Here is a 20207-nt window from a genome sequence, read left to right on the forward strand (position 1 = left end):
AGGTCAGAGAACAATATTGGCAATTACCTGAAGAATTTGTTCTCTATGACCCAGATTCCTGTACCGCCGATGTATTGATTGCTGTATCGAGATGCTCCTGGACAACCGTACCCTGGTATTTTCCCTGATGCTGGTCGGCGCCATGATGGCGCTGAGCTTGGCCGTTGTGTCATGGGGGCGGGAGCATGACAGCCTGAAGAAATGGGCTGGGGCGATGGCGCTGGAGGCGGTTGCTTTCTTCTTGATCGGCGCACGCGGTGCAATTCCCGATGTGGTCTCCATCATGTTCCCCATCATTCTGATGGTTACGGCACAAGCCCTGAAGCTTGCGGCGATCTACGAATACCGTGAGTTGCCGTGGCCGCGCTGGCAATGCCTGGTGCCGGTTGGATTGGTCTCCATGGTCATTGTCTTGTTGCCACTGGATGATTTTCGTGGACGGCTGATTTATGGCAGCCTGATTTATGCAACGCAAATGCTGATGATCCTGAAAATCCTGCACACCGATATGGATTCCCGCGCGGGGCGTGCCTGGTGGCTGTTGTTCGGCGCCACCACAGCAATCTTGCTGTTTGCGCTGTTGCGGGGCATCGTTGCATTCTTCAGGATCATCGAGTTCGCCACCATCGAATCAACGGTTACGCCAAGCCCTGTGCAGATTGCGGTTTTCATCGGTCTCATGGCCATGAGCATGCTGGGTTCGCTGGGATTCATCCTGATGGTCAAGGAACGCGCCGACCGCACCATCCGTTCGCTGGCCATGACAGATTCGCTAACCGGGGTGATTAACCGCCACGCCTTCATGGAGCAGGCTGAGAAGGAACACGCTTTGGCACGGCGCCACATGATGCCCCTCGCGCTGCTCATGATCGACATTGATTATTTCAAACGCATCAATGACGAATTCGGGCATCCGGTCGGGGATGATGTGCTCGTTGATGTGGTGCGCATCCTGGGCTCGCGGCTGCGCAAGCAGGATACGCTGGGGCGTTATGGCGGGGAGGAATTCTGCATTTTGCTGCCCGGTACCGACGAGGTGGGCGCAATGGTGGTGGCCGAAACACTGCGTGGTGCGGTGGCGGAGGCGCCACTGGCGGTCGGGTATAAAGAGGTTTTCGCGACCGTCAGCATCGGTGTGACCGTCTGTCCATCATCCTGTGACAGTTGCGATCAGGAGTTCGACAAGCTGCTCGCCGATGCGGATGCGGCGCTATACCAGGCCAAGAATGAGGGGCGTAACCGCGTGGTCTCGTTATCCATGAATTGCCAATCGGCAAACCCGGGGTCAGAGGGTTCAGAGGAGAATGCCACTTATTTAACGAGTAAGCTGTTGATATAGTGATAAAAAAGGCTGGTCCAGGTGATAAGATGCAAATCGCCAGACCTACAACCAATCAGTCATGGAACCAGCCTCAATACATCCTGGCCAGGGTGCCTGCATATATCAACAGAAACGTGTCAGAAATCGGGCGGCCCCGCTCTTGCCTCGGAAGCTATTCAATCCGATATAGCGAACTTGACTGCGAAGGCTGCAAACTTTTTGGTGGCTGTTCCCCGGGATCGGTGGAAAGTCGAAAGCTGGGCGGCACATAGTCTCCAGCATCTATTATCTTAAGAACTATTGATCAGGGTATTGACACTCATGACCACCGGAAAACCCGTGCCATTACTGGCTTTTCGTAGCTTGTGGATAATCAAGTCGAAATGAGCGAAACCGTCAGCCCGCTGCCCGCGGATGCCGCGGATGAGGCGTTCATGCGCCAGGCCATCGCCTTGGCCCGGCGTGCCGAGGCCGAGGGGGAGGTGCCGGTGGGGGCGGTGTTGGTGGCGAATGGCGAGGTGATCGGCGAGGGCTGGAACCGGCCGATCACCGCTAACGACCCCACCGCCCATGCCGAGATCATGGCGCTACGCGACGCGGGACAGCGGATGAAGAATTACCGGCTGCCCGGCACCACCCTCTATGTCACCCTGGAGCCCTGTCCCATGTGTGCCGGCGCCATCGTTCACTCCCGCGTCAGCCGGGTGGTGTTCGGCGCCACCGACCCCAAGGGCGGGGCGGCCGGGAGCGTGTTCAATCTGCTGCCCTCGGACCAGCGGTTCAATCATTACGTGCAGGCCGAGGGTGGGGTGCTGGCCGGGGCCTGTGCCGAGCTGTTGCGCGCCTTCTTCCGCTCCCGGCGCTGAAGTACGTCATCATCAGGGTTCGGAGTCGGGTCGGCCGAGATCAGGCCAGGGACATATTGGGCTAGCGCATCAAGGGTGCAACAATACCCCGGGCTGCCCAAGGTAGTCACACGATTTTTCGTATCCACGGCGTCTTCCCAGTCCCGGATCGGTAAAGGGTCATTACTCTCGCCAAGACGCCAAGCACGCCAAGGAAAAGCGATTCCTTTTTTTATTCTTTGCGCTCTTGGCGTCTTGGCGAGAGTTCATTTGCCATTTGTCATCCAGAGGCGCTCGGCTCATGCATAGGTCAAACCTGAAGGGTCCCCGGCTCAGCGGGGGATTGTTCCGGGGATTCACTCGCTGCATCTTGCGGCTGTCAGGGGATCCCGGAGTACTGAATAAACGCGGAGTTACAATACCGCCGGCAGGGTGGTGACCACCGCCTGAAGGGGCTGTTGCTTCTGCTTGCGGTTGTGCCACACCAGCAGATCATAGTAGCTGCGGATATTGTCCACGTAATGGACCGGCTCCTTGCCGCGGGCAAAGCCGTGTTTGAGCGTTTCGAAATATTTCTTCTGGGCGAGCAGCGGCAGGTGCTGTTTCACCTCCGACCACTTGTCCGGGTCGCCGCCGTTACGCTGGGTGAGGATGCGGGCATCCTCCAGGTGGCCGTACCCCACGTTATAACCGGCCAGGGCCATCCAGGTGCGGTCCGGTTCCTGGATGCGCTCGGGGAGCTTCTTCTCCACCCGGCGCAGGTAGCGGGCGCCGCCGCTGATGCTCTGGGCGGTGTCGGTGCGGTCTTCGATTCCCATCTGTTTGGCGGTGGCGGAGGTCAGCATCATGATCCCCTTCACCCCGGTGGGGGAGACCGCCTTGGGATTCCAGTGGGACTCCTGGTAGCCGATGGCGGCGAGCAGATGCCAGTCCATATCATTCTGTTCCGCCGCCTCCTTGAACAGCGGGATCAGCGGCGGCAGGCGTTGCACCAGGTGCCGTGCGAAGGTGCGGTTGTCGACAAAGCCCAGCTTCTCCACGTAACCGTAATAGCGCTCCAGCAGCTGCTCCAGGGAGCCGTCCTCCTTGATCCGGTTGATGAAGGTCTTGGCCGCCTTGTACAGGCTGTTGTCCTCGGCATGGGGGAAGGCCCAGGCCACCGGCATCTCCTTGCCCAGTTCGAAAGCCACTTGCAATTCGGGATGATAACGCCGGCTCAGGGCCACCTCATTGGAGTTGGCGATGGTATAATCGATCAGTCCCTCATAGACCAGGTTCAGCAGTTCCGTACTCTCCACGGCGCGCTGTGCGTCCCAGTTCAGATCCGGATACTCGGCCACCAGTTGTCTGAGCTGCTCCTCATGGCTGCTGCCGGCCATCACCTCCAGGACCCCATCGACCGTATCGATAATCTTCCTGGGACGCCGTTTGCCCGACTTGTAGACAAGCTGGGCGGTCACGCGCTGGTATTCCGGGGTAAACCTGATCGCCAGCTCCCGGTCGGTAGTCACCGTCAGACCGGCGGCCGCAAAATGGGCTTCGCCGCGCACCACGGCTGGCAGGATCTCATCGAAACTCTCGGGGATGACATACTTCACCTTGACGCCCAACTCGGCGGCGAACTGTTCAACCAGCTCATACTCCAGGCCATGGATACGCTCCTTCTCCTGGATATAGGTGGCCGGATTGTTGCGGGTGATCACGATCAGTTGCCCCTCCTCCTTGATCCGTTCGATCAGAGGCTTGGGTATGCTGCAGCTGGAAAACAGCAGACTCAGTGTCAGGAACCACAGGGTACGCATGGCTTATGGGGTAACCTTCAGCGTCCTTTGTTGGGTCAACGACCGGGTTTGTCGGGTGTACAATCGACCCCCTATTCTAAAGGAGGTTTCAGCAGATCGCGAAGCTCTGTCTATCCGATTGTTTTATATCGCTTTTAATCGATTGCCATCTGGTTTGTCTATAGCGATAATAGCGCCGCTGCTGTCAGCGGCGGGAGAGTCGGGTACAATAGCCCGTCACCGGGAGAAGGGGGGATGCTCGGAGTCAGGGGGTTGACCCGACGCTGCAACGCGCCGTTGTTCGGCCGTACAGAATTGGAGAGGTGCCAGAGTGGCCGCAAAAATCGCCGGGAGCGATTTTAGCGCCCGCAGGGCGCCCCGAAGGGCGAAGGGCAGGATGCCCGGAGTAATGGGCTTGACTCGACGGTGCAACGCGCCGTTGTTCAGCCGTACAGAATTGGAGAGGTGCCAGAGTGGCCGAATGGGCTTGACTCGAAATCAAGTGACCCCTTGCGGGGTCCGTGGGTTCGACTCCCACCCTCTCCGCCAATTTTTTAAGCTATTGCAACGATCTACCTGCCCTGGTTATTGGCCGCTCATGCGTTTCAGCCGTTTCGCTGAAACCACCGCTGCCAAGCGATGGGTAGGTTCCTTCTTTAATACTGCTAGAGTACCGGTTTCAATTTGACGCGCAAACCGGATAGAGATGAACCTCCACCGGTGATGGCCCAATGAGGAAAAAACAGGCACTGGAGCTGCTGCGTTCACACAAGGCCGAGCTGTCCGAACGATTCGGGGTGATCGATCTGGCGCTGTTCGGGTCCACGGCGCGTAACGTTGCGGGCAAGGATAGCGATGTCGACATCCTCGTTTCATTCGATGGACCGGCCGTTTCGAAACGCTACTTCGGCGTCCAATTCTATCTGGAGGATCTTTTCGGTTGCCCTGTGGATCTGGTAACAGACAAGGCGCTACGCCCTGAGCTGCGGTCTTATGTGGAGCAGGAAGCCATCCATGTCTGACACAGGTAAGCCGAACCGTAGATGGGACTTCTATGTGCGGGATATGATCGGTTTTGCGCAAAAGTGCTTGTCTTACGTCGCAGACATGGATCAGCGGCAGTTCGTCACCAGCGGTATCACCTATGATGCCACCCTGCGTAATCTCGAGCTGATCGGCGAGGCGGCCACCCATATTCCCGATGACATCCGCGCGACCTATCCTGAAATCCCCTGGCGGCAGATCATTGCCACCCGAAACCAATTGATTCATGCCTATTTGGGCATAGATGATGACACGATCTGGAGTATTATTCGGGACGACATACCGGATCTGCTTCCAAAGCTGGAAAAAATCGCATGACCCGTCCCGGAAGGGTTTGCTGAGTGTTCTTCACGGAAGACCGGGAGCACTTTTTCAGGCCGCTCAACGGCAAGTACCGGGGCCAGGTGGTGGACTGCCTCCGCACCTTCTATTCCCGCCTCTACAGCTCGCTCGCCGACTACAGCCGCAGTTTCAACCGCGAGCAGGTGATCGAGATCCTGGAGGAGGCGATCGCCCGCAGCCCGGTACTGGATGAGGACGAGGCCGAGGTCTACCAGGCCCCGGCCCGCTCGCAGCGCGAGCAGGCCAACTGGATACTCAATCAGCTGCTGGAGTACGGTTGGCTGGAGCGCCAAATGGACGAGGCGACCATGCACAGCACCTACGCCTTCACCCGTCACGGCCGCCTGTTCACCCAGCCCATGGTGGAGGCGTCCGGCGGCCGTTTCCGCACCCGCCACCGCAATACCCGCAACACCCGCAACGCGCTACAGTCGTTCCTCGACCAGGGCGAGGTGTATGACCTACTGGACGCCTTCGAGTATTCGGAGCGCATCATCTCCGACTTCTCCGATGTGATTGCCGAGCTGGACGAGCGCAAGCGCCAACTGGTGAAGGAGGTGGAGGCGCAGCAGGTGGTGCAGCGCGCCTCGGACGAATTTTTCGATTTTATGGAGAAGCGCTTCATGCCGGACCTGTCGATCCGTCTGTCGGCCGATTCGGTGGAGAAGTACCGCGACGAGATCAGCGAGCTCATCGGCAAGGCGCGACGCAAGCGCCGTGAATTCAAGACGCAGGCGGAACGGGAGTTGCGGCGGGCGGTGCCGGAGCTGATCGAGCACGTCAACCGTTCGGTCTATCTGCTGATCCTCGACGGCATCGAGACGCGCATGCACAACGCGGCGTCCATCATGCTGCCGGCCCTGCGTCAGGCACTTAACGGCTTTACCCGTCGCGCCGATATCATCATGCGCCAGCTCAGCTATACCGGGGCGTCGGGCCAGAACCGCCTGTTCGGCCTGTGCGAGCGGCTGCGCAGCACGCCCGAGGCGCTGCAGGCGCGCGCCCTGGCGGCAGCGGGTCAGTCCCTGTCGGTGATGGATATGGGTTTTGTCGACCCGGACGGTATTCGCCTGCAACAGGGGCGCCGGCCCCGGCGGGTGAACAACTCGGTCGAAGCGGTTGTGACGAATGACCGGGTCTCCCGCAAGGCGCTGTTCGTGCAGGGCGCGGTGGACCTGGCCTTTACCTTTAACAGCCAGGGCCAGCGTGAGTACCTGGTCCAGGCGCTGTGTGACGGCCACCGGATCAAGAGCCAGCAGCTGCCGGTGCGCGACGCTCGGGAGCTGCTGATGAGCGCCCATGCCATCGAGGTGGGGGCACTCGGCGGCGGCGAGTTCGGCTTCCGGGTGACCCCGACCGACAACCGGGTCGGCACGGACTATTTTCACGCCTGCGATGAATTTACCATTGAACTGATCGAAAGGGAGTCGAATGCTGACTGAAGCACTGAGCGAGGCGCTTGAGGAGGCGGGGGTGAGCCTGCAGGAGTTCCGCGAACTCTGCCTGCGCCTGCTCAACTACGGGGTGCTGTGCCGCGCCGAGAGCCAGACCGAGCAACAACTCTACGACCGCTATCTGCGAATCGAGCCGCTGGTGGAGGAGTACCTGGATCTGATCGGCGTCAGCCTGTTCCACGACCGGCGCTTTGCCTATCTGCGGCTCTATCCCCCCGGCGCCCGGGTGCCCGGCATGGAGGATGCGCCGGAGAGCGCCTTCAGCGGCGGCCTGCGGGCGCGGCTGCGCCAGGACGAGGTGGCGCTGTTGCTGGTGTTGCGGCTGCAGTACGACAAGGCGTTGCGGGAGGGCCAGTTGGACGAGCACGGTCATGTCCTGGAGTCGGTGGAGTCGCTGGCCATCGCCATGCGCAATCTGCTCGGCCGCACCCTGCCTGACAAGATTGTCGAGCGCAAGCGGGTATTCAACCGGCTGCGCCAGTTGCGGTTGATCGACTACCGGCAGGATGAGGAGATGGAGAACGGTGAGGCGTGGATCCGCATTCATCCGATGATCGTCACCTTTGTCAGCGATGAGGCACTCACCGCCCTGGAAGATGAGTTGCCGCAACCCGAGGCGGAAGATGTTTCTTAAACAGTTTGTCTATATCAACTGGGGCAACATTCCCAACCTGGAATTCGATTTCGGCCCGGTCAATCTCTTTTCCGGCGGCAACGGCTCCGGCAAGACCACGGCGGCGGACGCCATCCAGACGGTGATGACGGCCGCCCACGAGAACCTGTTCCAGTACAACCCGGGACAGGACGAGACCACCCAGCGCGGGCGCGGCGGCAAGCGGGTGCGCACCCTGGCCTCCTATGTGCTGGGTTGCGATGATGGCAGCTACGCCCGGCTCGATCCCAGCGACGGCTACCTGGCGGCGATGTTCCACCCCACTCAGGGGGAGAGCGGTGAACCCTTCACTGCGGTAATCGCGGTACGCGCCTGGCTGGACAGCGCCGGCAGCAACACCGTGGCGCGCCAGGACGACGCACAGTTTTTCATAATCAGCGGCGAGACGCTCGGGTTGTCCCATTTTGTGCGCGGCGACAGCGCCGGACGCTACGTGGTGCCGTTGCCGGAGCTGCAGACCCTGCTGATCAGCGAGTTCGGCAAGCGCCGGGTGGAGAAGTACGAGACCAAGAAGGCCTATCTGCGCCGCCTCTACGGTGCCCTGCGCGGCAAGTCCGACGCGGTCACCGAGACCGAGGCGATCGCGGCGGCGCGCGCCTTCTCCCGCTTCATGTCCTACAAGCCGATCAAGGGGATCAACCGTTTTGTGGCGGATGAGATCCTGGAGCAGAAGGATCTTGGCGAGGCGGTGCGCTCGGTCTCCAGCCAGCTCAAGACCATCCACCACATGGAGCGGGATGCGGCCAATCTGCTGGGGTCGATGGAGACCCTGCGCCGGGCCGGCGCGCAGGCGCAGCGCTATATCGAACAGTGGACCGAACTGAATGTGCTCGATTACACCCTGGCCCAGGCCGAATATCAGACCCGCCAGGCCGACTATCTGCGCGGCAAGCAGCTGCAGCAGACCCAGCGTCAGGAGCAGCAGGAGACCGAGCAGGCGATCGCCCAGCTGGAGCGACAGGCGGAGCTGGTGCATGACCAGCGGATCAGCCTGGAGGCGCAGCGCCAGGGGGTGCAGGCCCTGCGCCAGAAAGATGAACTGGAGAAGCAGCGCGGTGGGCTTGACAGCCGCCTGGTAACGCAGGCCCAATCGGTGCTGGCCCAGGATCAATTGGTCACCGGGAACATCCAGGCAAGCCGGGATATCGCCGAGGCGCTGGGTGATGCGGCCCTGCTGGACGGCGAGTCCGGGATCACCGTGCTGGAGGCCGAGTCGCTGGCCCGGGAGGTGGCCGGCACTGCCCGGCAGGTGATCGGGGAGCTGCACCACCTGGTACAGCGGGACTTTTCCGGCACCCTGCCGGCGCTGGTGCCCGAGCTGGATCAGGTCCAGGCGCTGCAGCGGACCCACAACCGCTGGCACGCCTTCTGGCACGGCGGCGAGGCGGAGGCGTCGCCAAGAGAACGGTTGGCCGCGCAGCAGCACACCCGTCGGGCGCGTTACCAGCAGCTGGCCGAACAACGCCGCCAAAAGCAACATGAGATCGAACGGCTGAATGCCAATCAGGTCAGCTACCCCGCCTATGTAGAGCGGGCGTTGAAGGCGATCCGCCAGCACTGCCCGGCGGCCGACCCCCGGGTGCTCTGCGACCACGTAGAGGTGAAGGATCCACGCTGGCAGTCGGCCATCGAGGGCTATCTGGGCGGGGCGCGTTTCTCCATCCTGGTGGAGCCGGAGTATGAGGCCGAGGCCATCGGCATCGTCCGCCACCTGCCGGGCCGGGACAACCGGGCGCGGGTGATCCAGGGGGAGAAGGCGGCCAGGGATGCGGCGCGTATCAGTCTCGATTCCCAATCGATTATCCACGTGCTGGAGTTCAGCCACGCCGCGGCCCGCGCCTACCTGAGCGCCAGTTTCGGCACGGTGGTGCGAGTCGCCTCCGCCGAGGCATTGCGCATGACCCGGCGCGGCATTACCGAGGAGGGTATAGGCTCCGGCAGCTACAGTATGTGGCGCTGCGATCTGCCGGACAGCGATCTGGTGTTCGGCGCGGCGGCGCGCGAGCGGGCGTTGCAGGCCAAGCTGCAGGAGCTGTCGGAGATCGAAGTGGAGTGGAACCAGGCCAACGACCGGCTGCAGCGGATCGCACGCCTGCTGCAGGCAGTGGACCGGTTGCGGCACACCCGCTACGCGGACGATCTGCAAGCCATCGTCGAGACCCATCGTGAGATCGGCCAGATCGACGGCTTGCTGGCCCAGCTGGACCTGAGTGAACACCGGGACCTGGAGGCGCGGTTGCAGGCGTTGAAGGCGGAACAGCTGGAACTGGAGACGAAAAAGGGGGGGCTGCACGAACAGCGTGGCGAGATCCGCAAGGGGCTGGAGAGTATCGACAAGCAGCTTCGGTCGCTGAGCGACCTGCAGGAGCAGAACCGGGAACGGCTGGACGCCTGCGAAGCGGCGCTGCAGGCGCTGGCAGCCACCTGGCCCGAGTTCGATAGCGAGGCGCGTCTGCAGGCGGCCGATAACGAAGCCCGTGATCTGGATATCACCACCGCCCGCAATTTCCGTAATGAACTGGAGAAGGGGCTGCAACAGGCCCAGCGTCGGACGGAGGACGAGGTCAAGGCGCACAACCAGCATTGCCGACCGGCCGATACCATTATCTATCCCGACTTCAGCGGCGACTACGATGCCGCCCTGTTCCGCTCCATCTGCCAGCTGCAGCGCGAGATCGACCGGGTTTACAACATCCTCAAGAACAATATCCTGGTGGAGAAACACCAGCAGCTCGAGGAGCTGAAGGGGGCGTTCAACAACGCCTTCGTAACCCACCTCTGCCACACCATCCACCAGGCGCTGAACGACGGCAAGCGCCAGATCGAGCAGTTGAACCGGGAGCTGCAGCACCACCGTTTCGGCGCCGACCGGGAGACCTTCCGCTTCGCCAGCGACTGGATACCGGAATACCGGGACTATGCGCGTTTCTTCCAGGAGGTGGTGAAAAATCCACTGCTGGGGGACGAGACCACCCTGTTCGAGGTGGAGTTGTCGGCGAAGTCGCGCAAGGTGCTCGACGAGTTGATGCGTATGTTGCTGGACGAGGATGAACAACGGGCGATGCGCGACCTGGAACGCATCGCCGACTACCGCAACTACCGCCGCTACGAGATCTACAAAGAGGTGGAGGGCAAGCCGCCGATCCCGCTCAGCGAATACGGCACCGGCTCCGGTGGCCAGCTGGAGACCCCGGCCTACATCATCCGCTCCGCCGCCATCACCTCCGCCTTCCGCTTCGCCGAGGGCAACACCCACCTGCGCATGGTGCTGGTGGACGAGGCGTTCTCCAAGATGGACGAGACGCGCTCACGTGAGGTGATCAACTACCTCACCGGCAGCCTCGGCCTGCAACTGCTGTTCATCATGCCGACCAGCAAGTGCGGCCCCTACATGGACCTGATCAGCCACGAGTTCGTATTCGCCAAGGTGCCGAGCGAGCGCCTGCGCGGACAGCTCAACACCCGGGTGCTGGTGGACCGCAAGCAGTGCAACCAGGAGCGCATCCAGGCGCTGTGGGCCAATCACCGGCGCAACGTCTATCACCAGGCGGAGCTGGATTTCATGCAGGAGTTCGCGACGGCGGACTAGACAGTGGGCATGGCTTGGAACAGAACGCTTAGTGTGGAGTACCCGACGTATATGACACAACCGCCAATGCATACCCCGCCGGCGCCACCCTGGCTGCAAGACGAACCAGAGATCCGTGATCTTCTGGACACCCTGCTTGCGCGGCTAGACAAAAAGCCGTTGGCGGTACGGGAAAAGCCGCCAAGCGTGCGCTTGTCGGCAAAAAACCAGCCCGATCTGTTCAGGAATGATGAAGCATCGGATCGTAGCTGGGCACTGCTGAAATCGCTCACCCCTGATCTGCTCAGGGTGACCGATAACCCCAGACGGAAACCCTTCGATCCCGTTTATGCGGGCGCCACCATTCAATTGTCGCCCGGTCGTGAAGCCGAAGCGGAGAAGTTGTTACGCGGCTGGCTGGTGCACCCCTATTGCGCACCCTACCGATCACACTGGGAGAGAGCGGTGACGGCGGGCGCAGCGCTATTTCCAGGATCGGCGGCCGAACTGGTTTTGGCCGCTCCCGGCCTTCCCGGCCGATCGGCACAGGAGGTGCTGGATGCATTTGCCCGCATCGGCGACTTTGCGGATATCGGGTTGACCCTGAGGCAGTTGAGTGCAAAGTGCTTCTGGGGCCACTCCAAGTTCCTAGATTCCCGGGAAGATCTGTTGCGTACGCTGTTTCCCGGTATCCTGATCGCACCCCGCCCCGTGCTGGTGCAGCTCTATCTTTCGTCGGTCGTCTCCGGCGTACTGTTTATCGAAAACCAGGACAGCTATCTTGCGGCGCTGGCCGGTTCTCCCGAAGCGGTAGCGGGGCACGCGCTGATCTATGTGTCCGGCTTCAAGGGGAGTGCCGGTCGTATCCGGAACAAGCAGGCGGTTTCGATGCATTTTCATGCATCCAGTGACCTGCAACAGCAGGAGAAATTTCTCGGCTGGTGGTTTTCCGGCGAGGCGTGCGAATGGCCGTTGTGGTTCTGGGGTGACCTGGATTATTCGGGGATGATGATCCTGAAGGCGTTGCGTGGTCTGTTTGGTGAGGTGGGGGCTTGGGTGGCAGGGTATTCGCCCATGCTGGATCTGCTAAGCCGGTCCCAGGGGCACGCGGCGGAAACCGCTAATAAGGGCGCGCAGGGAAACCCGGAAAGTACCGGTTGTGACTACGCTGATAAGGTGTTGCTACCCGCCATCAGGTCAACGGGAATGTTTGTCGACCAAGAGGCGGTCACGAACTGAGCGGGCTGCTGGAACCTCACTATTTGCCACTGCTCCGGAGCGTCGGGGCAGTGGCGAAATTAGGTGCCGGATCAGTGCGTCAGCATCCAGGTGATAACTTTTTTAATGTCCGCCAGTGGTGCCGGACTGGGCGGCATCTGCGTCTCTCCCCATTTTCCGCCCGGACTGCCTGCCTGGACCGTGGCAGCCAAGGTGTCGACCACGCCGTTCTGGCCGGCATATTTTTTGGCGATATCCTGGAACGAGGGGCCGATCAGTTTGGCGTCCGCCTTATGACAACCGAGGCACCCCGACATCATGGCCGTTTGCTGGTCGGCCTGGGCCGTGAAGCTGGTAACCAGCACTGTGGTGCATACCGCGGCCAGGAGTATCGAGTAGAGCTTTTTCATTGGCACACCTGCTTTTGTTGTTTTATGGAATGAATTGGGCGTTGCTCAAATACAGATAACGGCAGTAAGCGAAGAAAATTTAACTTTCACGAGGGCATTTTTTTAAATTAAAACAGGGTGATATAGTGGGTTTATGCTCTGTTAGCCCGTATTGTCACGGCTGGGCGAGGTTGAAAAGTGGCCTGGGAGCGGGTCGGATGCATTTGGACTTTTCCGGATACGATCACGCGGGTAAATTCGCTCCGCCATGATGGAGTTCATCCCCTTGGGTGCGCGGCTTGGCTTCGACCTTGCACCGCCAGTGTTTCCCGGCTGGGATCTCAATATTGGACGATCATGACTTATACATTTGAACCAATCGGTTACATCCGTTCTCCTTACAAGGAGAAGTTCGGCATCCCGCGCCAGCCGGGACTGATCCCCGAGGCGCGGGGCGAGCTGGTGTTCGTCGCACCCTACGACCGGCCGGAGGCGGTGATCGGCCTGGAGGGGTACTCCCACGTCTGGCTGCAGTTTGTGTTTCATCAGGCACTGCGCGGGGCGTGGCAGCCGATGGTGAGGCCGCCGCGGCTGGGCGGCAACAAGCGGGTCGGGGTGTTCGCCAGCCGGGCGCCGTTCCGGCCCAATCCTATTGGGTTGTCGGTGGTGAAGCTGGAGGGCGTGCACGCCGTCGACGGCGAGGTGGTGTTGGAGCTCTCAGGCATCGATCTGCTGGATGGTACCCCGGTGCTGGATGTGAAGCCCTACGTGGGGTACGTGGACAGTATCCCCGAGGCCCGTTCCGGGTATGCCCCGGAGGCTCCCGGTGTCCGCTTTCAGGTGCGCTTTTTGGATCTGGCGGAGGTGCAGTTGCTGTCCCGCCATGAGCCGGACCGGCTGCGTGAGTTTATCACCCACTTGCTGGAGACTGACCCGCGACCGGCCTATTCGGGGGAATCCCGACCCGGACGGGTCTACGGCATCCGGCTGTATGACTTCGATCTGCGCTGGCGGATCAGCGACGATGTCATCGAGGTGCTGGAACTGGCACCGCTGGCTGTGGACTAGCGCTACCCTTTACCCATAAGTGGGGCGGACTGCGTCCAGGAGTAGGATGGGTGGAGCGCCCCCATGAACTCTCCGCCGGCTCCTTCTCCGGCGCGCAACCCATCGCGCACCTGCATCCGCATTCGAAGATGGGTTACGGCGCGCCCGAGCCTCGCGAACAGCCGTCAACAAGGGTGCCGCGCCTGCACCCATCCTACACGCGTGTGCATCGGCCTTTGTGGGTCAAGGGCAGGACTAGCCCGCCAGTTCGTTCCCCAGATACTTCCCGACCGCCCGGCGGACTTTGTCGATATCACTGAGCGTCCCGGCCAGGGTCGGGATGGTGTCTTCCCGTTCGATGATGGTGGTGAGGCGGCCAAAGCGGTCGAGCATTTCGCTATAGAGCTGCCAGATCGGATCGGGAATGTGCGGGGGAGCATCGCATTCGTCGTTCGTTGCCGGCAGGAAGCTGATCTCCGGCAGGTGGAGCTGCCGCACCCGCGCCGGCGGCAGGCGGGCAATGTAGTCCGAGGTGTTGAACCCCTGGTTCAGACTGCTGCTGAGCAGGTTACCAATATCGATCAGGATCAGGGAGTCCGAGCGCTCGGCCACTTCACGGATGAAATCGGCCTCCGGAATCTCCTGATGATTATCCTGTTCCAACGGTACGTTCTCCAGCAGGATCTGCCGGCCGAGGAACGCCTGCACCCGGTTGATGCGCGCGACCACATGCTCCAGGGTCTCTTCGGTATAGGGTAGCGGCAGCAGTTGGCCCTGCTGCTCATCGTCCGCCCCGCGCCAGCAGAGGTGGTCGGATACCCAGGCCGGCTCGATCCGTTCGGTCAACCGCTTCAGCTGATCCAGGTAGCCCGGTTCCAGCGGCCAGGGACTGCCGATGGACAGCGAAAGCCCATGCAGCATCACGGGGTAGTGTGATCTCAGCTCATCCAGCTGGCGCAATGTGGCTTCATCGGCATCCAGGTAGTTTTCGCTGATGATCTCGATGCAGTCCAACGCCGGCCGGTCATGGAGCAGGGTTTCCAGATACTCGGTGCGCAGGCGCAGGCCGTATCCGAGATAGGGGCGTGCGTCGCTGTTTTTTCTTGTAATCATAGGGCTAAAACCGTCACTTCATCGGGATGACAATACCCCGCTTGTCCCTGGCAGGGCAAGTGGGGGTAGTGTGGCGTGTTTGCCAGCATATCAGCAACTACTTGAAAACTGATTTTGCCGTACCCAATTGGGTTTCAGGAGAGTGCATCGACAGGTACTGCTACTCGCCCGAGGTGTCCGCTGTAGGCTCACAGATGCACCACGGAGACACGGAGCACACAGAGGTGTGTCCGGACAACGAAACGGATCGGGTCGTCGGGGAGGCTCCGCGTACGGACTTGGGGTTGGCCCGCATGAGAATCCTGTGATTTCTCTGAGCCCTCTGTGTCGCTGTGGTGCGGATAGAGGCAGGTAGTTAGCGACTGTTTTTTTCTGGAGAGGTGTGATGACACATATCGTATGCCCTCATTGTCAGGGGGTGAACCGGGTTCCCGAGCAGCGGCTGGCCGAGGGCCCGAATTGCGGCAAGTGTCGCCGGCCGCTGTTCAACGCCACCCCGATTGCCCTGGATAGTGCCGGATTCGAGCGCTTTGTCGGCCGTAGCGAGCTGCCGCTGCTGGTCGATTTCTGGGCTCCCTGGTGTGGTCCCTGTCGGATGATGGCTCCGGCCTTTGAGCAGGCGGCGCGTCGTCTGGAGCCCAGGGTACAGCTGATCAAACTCAATACCGAGGAGGAGCAGACGGTGGCGGTGCGCTACGGAATCCGCAGTATCCCCACCCTGATCCTGTTTCGCGGAGGGGCGGAGATCGCCCGGGTTTCCGGGGCGATGGATGCCTCGGGCCTGGTTGCATGGACGACAAAACAGCTGTGATTTTTGCCGGGTGTCGCATGGACAGCGATACCCCGATTCAAGTAGAATTCCCCCGGTCGGCGGCTTTGCGATTCAGCGCAGTCGCTCCCAGAAAATCCTAAATCTTTGCGGGATGGCTCCCTTGAGACTGTCCCGTTTGGCATGCCTGAAGGGGACTGGTTTCTTGAGTAAGCCCGCAATATTGGTCTTGGAAGATGGAACGGTCTTCCGTGGTGAGTCCATCGGTGCCGATGGTCAGACGGTCGGCGAGGTGGTGTTCAACACCGCCATCACCGGATATCAGGAGATCCTCACCGATCCCTCTTACTGTAAGCAGATCGTCACCCTGACCTACCCCCATATCGGCAACACCGGCACCAATGACGAGGACGAGGAGTCCAATGCCGTCCACGCCGCCGGGCTGATCATCCGCGATCTGCCACTGCTGGCCAGCAACTGGCGCAGTCGGCGTCCCCTGGATCAGTATCTGCGGGAAGAGGGGGTGGTGGCCATCGCCGGGATCGATACCCGCAAGCTGACCCGGATCCTGCGCGAGAAGGGGGCCCAGTCCGGTTGTATCGTCGCCGGCGAGCGGCCGGATGAGACCGCCGCCCTGGATGCGGCCCGGTCGTTCCCCGGCCTCAAGGGCATGGACCTGGCGAAGGAGGTAACCACCCATCTCCCCTATGAGTGGGCGCAGGGTACCTGGAGCCTGGAGGGTGGCCTGCCGGAGTCGCCGGGGAATCTGCTGGAGAGCCTGCCGACCCATGTGGTGGCCTACGATTACGGCATCAAGCGCAATATCCTGCGCATGCTGGTGGATCGCGGTTGCCGGGTCACGGTGGTGCCGGCGCAGACACCGGCCAGCAAGGTGCTGGAGCTGCAGCCGAATGGCGTGTTCCTGTCCAACGGACCGGGCGATCCGGAACCCTGCGACTATGCCATCGAGGCGATCAAAACGATTGTCGATAGCGGTATCCCGGTGTTCGGCATCTGTCTGGGACACCAGCTGCTGGCGCTGGCCAGCGGCGCCAAAACCGTCAAGATGAAGTTCGGCCACCACGGTGCCAACCACCCGGTGCAGAACCTGCAGGACAAGGTGGTGATGATCTCCAGCCAGAACCACGGTTTCGCGGTGGACGAGCAGAGCCTGCCGGACAATCTGCAGGCGACCTATCGCTCCCTGTTCGACGATTCGTTGCAGGGGATCCATCGCACCGACCGGCCGGCCTTCGGCTTCCAGGGCCACCCGGAAGCCAGTCCCGGACCCCATGACGTGGCGCCGGTGTTCGACCACTTTATCGAGTTAATGCAAGCCGCGGAATAGTGCGGGTTAGTCGACAACTGAAACAAGCCATTTACTGCGGATTTGAAAGCAACAAATGCCCAAAAGAACAGACATTGAAAGCGTACTGATTATTGGTGCCGGCCCGATCGTGATCGGTCAGGCGTGCGAGTTCGACTACTCCGGTGCCCAGGCCTGCAAGGCGTTGCGCGAGGAGGGCTACCGGGTGATCCTGGTCAACTCCAACCCGGCCACCATCATGACCGACCCCGACAGTGCCGATGCGGTCTATATCGAACCGATCAACTGGCGCACGGTGGAGCGGATTATCGAGAAGGAGCGCCCCGATGTGTTGCTGCCCACGATGGGCGGCCAGACGGCGCTGAACTGCGCCCTGGATCTGGTGCGCGAAGGGGTGTTGGAGAAGTACGGGGTGGAGATGGTCGGCGCCTCCCGCGAGGCGATCGACAAGGCCGAGGATCGCGATCTGTTCCGCCAGGCGATGCAGAAGATCGGCCTGGACATGCCCCGGGCAGCGGTGGCTCACAGCATGGAAGAGGCGCTGCAGGTGCAGGCGCAGATCGGTTTCCCCACCATCATCCGGCCCTCCTTCACCATGGGCGGTTCCGGCGGCGGTATCGCCTACAACCGCGAGGAGTTCATGGAAATTTGCGAGCGCGGCCTGGATCTCTCGCCCACCCGGGAGCTGCTGATCGAGGAGTCGGCGCTGGGCTGGAAAGAGTACGAGATGGAGGTGGTGCGCGACCACAAGGACAACTGCATCATCATCTGCTCGATCGAGAACCTGGACCCGATGGGCGTGCATACCGGCGATTCCATCACCGTGGCCCCGGCCCAGACCCTGACCGACAAGGAGTACCAGATCATGCGCAACGCCTCGCTGGCGGTGTTGCGCGAGATCGGCGTGGATACCGGTGGCTCCAACGTGCAGTTCGCCATCAATCCGAAGGACGGGCGCATGATCATCATCGAGATGAACCCGCGCGTCTCCCGCTCCTCCGCCCTGGCCTCCAAGGCGACCGGCTTCCCGATCGCCAAGATCGCCGCCAAGCTGGCGATCGGCTACACCCTGGACGAGCTGCGCAACGAGATCACCGGCGGCGCCACCCCGGCCTCCTTCGAGCCGACCATCGACTACGTGGTCACCAAGATCCCCCGCTTCGCCTTCGAGAAGTTCCCGGCCGCCCAGGATCGCCTGACCACGCAGATGAAATCGGTGGGCGAGGTGATGGCGATCGGCCGCACCTTCCAGGAGTCGCTGCAGAAGGCGCTGCGTGGTCTGGAGACCGGCAAGAGCGGCCTGGACGAGGTGGTGGACCTGGAGTCCGAGGAGCTCAAGACCATCCTGCGCCATGAGTTGCGGGAGCCGGGCGCGGAGCGCCTCTGGTATGTCGCCGATGCCTTCCGTTCCGGCATGTCGCTGGACGATATTTTTGAAGTGACCAAGATCGATCCCTGGTTCCTGGCGCAGATCGAGGAGCTGGTGCAGATCGAGGCCGGGATCCGCCAGGGCGGGCTGCCGGCGCTGGATGGCGCGCGGCTGCGCTACCTGAAGCGCAAGGGTTTCTCCGATGAACGGCTGGCCGAGTTGGTGGGTGTGAAGCAGGATCTGATCCGCGAGGCACGCTGGAGTGCCGGGGTGCGGCCGGTGTTCAAGCGGGTGGATACCTGCGCCGCGGAATTCTCCACCAGCACCGCCTACATGTATTCCACCTATGAGGAGGAGTGCGAGGCGCAGCCCACCGACAGGAAAAAGATCATGGTGCTGGGTGGCGGCCCGAACCGGATCGGCCAGGGTATCGAGTTCGATTACTGCTGCGTGCACGCCGCCTTCGCCCTGCGCGAGGACGGTTACGAGACCATCATGGTCAACTGCAACCCCGAAACGGTCTCCACCGATTATGACACCTCGGACCGGCTCTATTTCGAACCCTTGACCCTGGAGGATGTGCTCGAGGTGATCGCGGTCGAAAAGCCGCTGGGGGTCATCGTGCAGTATGGCGGGCAGACGCCGCTGAAACTGGCGCGGGCGCTGGAGGCGGCCGGTGCGCCCATTATCGGTACTTCGCCGGACTCCATCGACCTGGCCGAGGATCGCGAGCGCTTTCAGCAATTGGTGGAAAAACTGGGCCTGAAGCAGCCGCCCAACCGGACCGCCACCGAGGCCGAGCAGGCCGTGCTGTTGGCGGAAATGGTGGGCTATCCCCTGGTGGTGCGCCCCTCCTATGTGCTCGGTGGCCGGGCCATGGAGATCGTGCATGACGAGGATGATCTGCGCCGCTACATGCGCGAGGCGGTGAGCGTCTCCAACGACTCGCCGGTGCTGCTCGACCGCTTCCTGAACGATGCCATCGAGGTGGACATCGACGCTATCTGCGACGGTACCGATGTGGTGATCGGCGGCATCATGGAGCATATCGAGGAGGCCGGTGTCCATTCCGGCGACTCCGCCTGCTCGCTGCCCCCCTATACCCTGTCGGCCGAGGTACAGGATCGCATGCGTGAACAGATGCGGCGCATGGCGCTGGAGCTGAAAGTGGTGGGGCTGATGAACGCCCAGTTCGCCATCAAGGACAACGAGATCTACCTGCTGGAGGTGAATCCGCGTGCCTCACGCACCGTGCCGTTCGTCTCCAAGGCGACCGGGGTGCAGCTGGCCAAGATCGCCGCGCGCTGCATGGCCGGCGTATCGCTCAAGGAGCAGGGTTTCACCAAAGAGGTGATCCCGGAAAACTACTTCGTCAAGGAGGCGATCTTCCCGTTCGTCAAATTCCCCGGGGTCGATACCCTGCTGGGTCCGGAGATGAAATCCACCGGCGAGGTGATGGGGGTTGGCGCCACCTTTGGCGAGGCCTTCGCCAAGGCGTTGGAAGGGGGGGGCGATCTGCTGCCGCGCTCCGGCCGGGCCCTGCTGTCGGTGCGTGAGCAGGATAAGGCGCGTCTCGTCTCGGTGGCGCGTGATCTGCAACAGCACGGTTTTCAGCTCTATGCCACCGGCGGCACCTGCAAGGTGATCACCGATCACGGTATTGAGTGCGAGCGGGTGAACAAGGTGGCGGAAGGGCGTCCGCACATCGTGGATATGATCAAGAACGATGAATTCCGCCTGATCATCAACACCACCGAGGGCAAGAAGGCGATTGCCGACTCGGCCGCCATCCGCCGCGCCGCGCTGCAGCACAAGGTGAGCTACACCACCACCATGTCGGGGGGCGAGGCGATCTGTCTGGCGTTGAAGCAGGCGGACAGTACCCATGTCAATCGGTTGCAGGACCTGCATTGATCCGCGTCCGGATCGGCTGCGAGGAGAGAGAAC

General features: G+C 61.6%; 15 protein-coding genes and 1 tRNA gene. 13 read left to right on the top strand and 3 right to left on the bottom strand.

Annotation, left to right across the window (positions count from 1 at the left end; genetic code table 11):
- The first annotated feature begins 91 nt into the window (after nt 1–91).
- Both NPX02_RS16870 and tadA read left to right on the top strand, forming a co-directional pair.
- A complete protein-coding gene (locus tag NPX02_RS16870; protein ID WP_260294976.1) occupies nt 92–1339 on the top strand; it encodes a GGDEF domain-containing protein in 1248 nt (415 codons plus the stop codon).
- 365 nt (nt 1340–1704) lie between these two features.
- Entirely contained in the window at nt 1705–2187 is a 483-nt protein-coding gene (tadA, locus tag NPX02_RS16875; RefSeq protein ID WP_260294977.1) for a tRNA adenosine(34) deaminase TadA, read from the top strand.
- A 392-nt stretch (nt 2188–2579) separates the two neighbouring features.
- On the opposite strand, the gene mltF is transcribed toward tadA, so the two are convergent.
- On the bottom strand, nt 2580–3968 hold the full coding sequence (gene mltF / locus NPX02_RS16880; protein ID WP_260294978.1) for a membrane-bound lytic murein transglycosylase MltF: 1389 nt from the start codon (nt 3966–3968) through the stop codon (nt 2580–2582).
- Nucleotides 3969–4406: 438 nt separating this feature from the next.
- Between mltF and NPX02_RS16885 the strand changes: the two genes are divergently transcribed.
- The 7 genes from NPX02_RS16885 (at nt 4407) to NPX02_RS16915 (ending at nt 12267) form a co-directional block, all read left to right on the top strand.
- Nucleotides 4407–4496 (top strand) — tRNA-Ser (locus tag NPX02_RS16885).
- A gap of 182 nt (nt 4497–4678) precedes the next feature.
- Entirely contained in the window at nt 4679–4969 is a 291-nt protein-coding gene (locus NPX02_RS16890) for a nucleotidyltransferase family protein (protein WP_260294979.1), read from the top strand.
- Nucleotides 4962–5309 (top strand): HepT-like ribonuclease domain-containing protein, encoded by a 348-nt coding sequence (locus NPX02_RS16895; RefSeq protein ID WP_260294980.1) that lies wholly within the window; start codon nt 4962–4964, stop codon nt 5307–5309. The genes NPX02_RS16890 and NPX02_RS16895 overlap by 8 nt, the downstream gene beginning before the upstream one ends.
- A 23-nt stretch (nt 5310–5332) precedes the next feature.
- Entirely contained in the window at nt 5333–6775 is a 1443-nt protein-coding gene (locus NPX02_RS16900; RefSeq protein WP_260294981.1) for a Wadjet anti-phage system protein JetA family protein, read from the top strand.
- A complete protein-coding gene (locus NPX02_RS16905; protein ID WP_260294982.1) occupies nt 6765–7421 on the top strand; it encodes a DUF4194 domain-containing protein in 657 nt (218 codons plus the stop codon). The genes NPX02_RS16900 and NPX02_RS16905 overlap by 11 nt, the downstream gene beginning before the upstream one ends.
- Nucleotides 7411–11049, top strand: coding sequence for an ATP-binding protein (locus NPX02_RS16910; RefSeq protein ID WP_260294983.1), 3639 nt, complete (start codon nt 7411–7413; stop codon nt 11047–11049). The genes NPX02_RS16905 and NPX02_RS16910 overlap by 11 nt, the downstream gene beginning before the upstream one ends.
- Nucleotides 11050–11052: 3 nt before the next feature.
- Nucleotides 11053–12267, top strand: coding sequence for a hypothetical protein (locus tag NPX02_RS16915; RefSeq protein WP_335342594.1), 1215 nt, complete (start codon nt 11053–11055; stop codon nt 12265–12267).
- A gap of 71 nt (nt 12268–12338) precedes the next feature.
- On the opposite strand, the gene NPX02_RS16920 is transcribed toward NPX02_RS16915, so the two are convergent.
- Nucleotides 12339–12656 (bottom strand): c-type cytochrome, encoded by a 318-nt coding sequence (locus NPX02_RS16920; RefSeq protein WP_260294984.1) that lies wholly within the window; start codon nt 12654–12656, stop codon nt 12339–12341.
- 336 nt (nt 12657–12992) lie between these two features.
- On the opposite strand from NPX02_RS16920, the gene tsaA reads away from it, so the two are divergent.
- Complete coding sequence (gene tsaA, locus NPX02_RS16925) at nt 12993–13703, top strand: tRNA (N6-threonylcarbamoyladenosine(37)-N6)-methyltransferase TrmO (RefSeq protein WP_305792917.1); 711 nt, start codon at nt 12993–12995, stop codon at nt 13701–13703.
- 234 nt (nt 13704–13937) lie between these two features.
- Here the strand turns inward: tsaA and NPX02_RS16930 are convergent, their stop codons facing one another.
- Complete coding sequence (locus NPX02_RS16930) at nt 13938–14795, bottom strand: MbnB/TglH/ChrH family RiPP precursor modification enzyme (RefSeq protein ID WP_260294985.1); 858 nt, start codon at nt 14793–14795, stop codon at nt 13938–13940.
- A 385-nt stretch (nt 14796–15180) separates the two neighbouring features.
- On the opposite strand from NPX02_RS16930, the gene trxC reads away from it, so the two are divergent.
- The 3 genes from trxC (at nt 15181) to carB (ending at nt 20174) form a co-directional block, all read left to right on the top strand.
- The gene (gene trxC, locus NPX02_RS16935; protein WP_260294987.1) at nt 15181–15606 is read left to right on the top strand and encodes a thioredoxin TrxC; all 426 of its coding nucleotides are present in this window, start codon (nt 15181–15183) and stop codon (nt 15604–15606) included.
- Nucleotides 15607–15769: 163 nt separating this feature from the next.
- Complete coding sequence (carA, locus tag NPX02_RS16940; RefSeq protein WP_260294989.1) at nt 15770–16912, top strand: glutamine-hydrolyzing carbamoyl-phosphate synthase small subunit; 1143 nt, start codon at nt 15770–15772, stop codon at nt 16910–16912.
- A gap of 55 nt (nt 16913–16967) precedes the next feature.
- Nucleotides 16968–20174 carry a carbamoyl-phosphate synthase large subunit gene (gene carB, locus NPX02_RS16945; protein ID WP_260294991.1) on the top strand — a complete coding sequence of 1069 codons (3207 nt, stop codon included), beginning with the start codon at nt 16968–16970 and terminating at the stop codon, nt 20172–20174.
- The last annotated feature ends 33 nt before the right edge of the window (nt 20175–20207 follow it).

The organism is Sedimenticola hydrogenitrophicus, from assembly GCF_025175675.1.
Classification (GTDB): domain Bacteria; phylum Pseudomonadota; class Gammaproteobacteria; order Chromatiales; family Chromatiaceae; genus Sedimenticola; species Sedimenticola hydrogenitrophicus.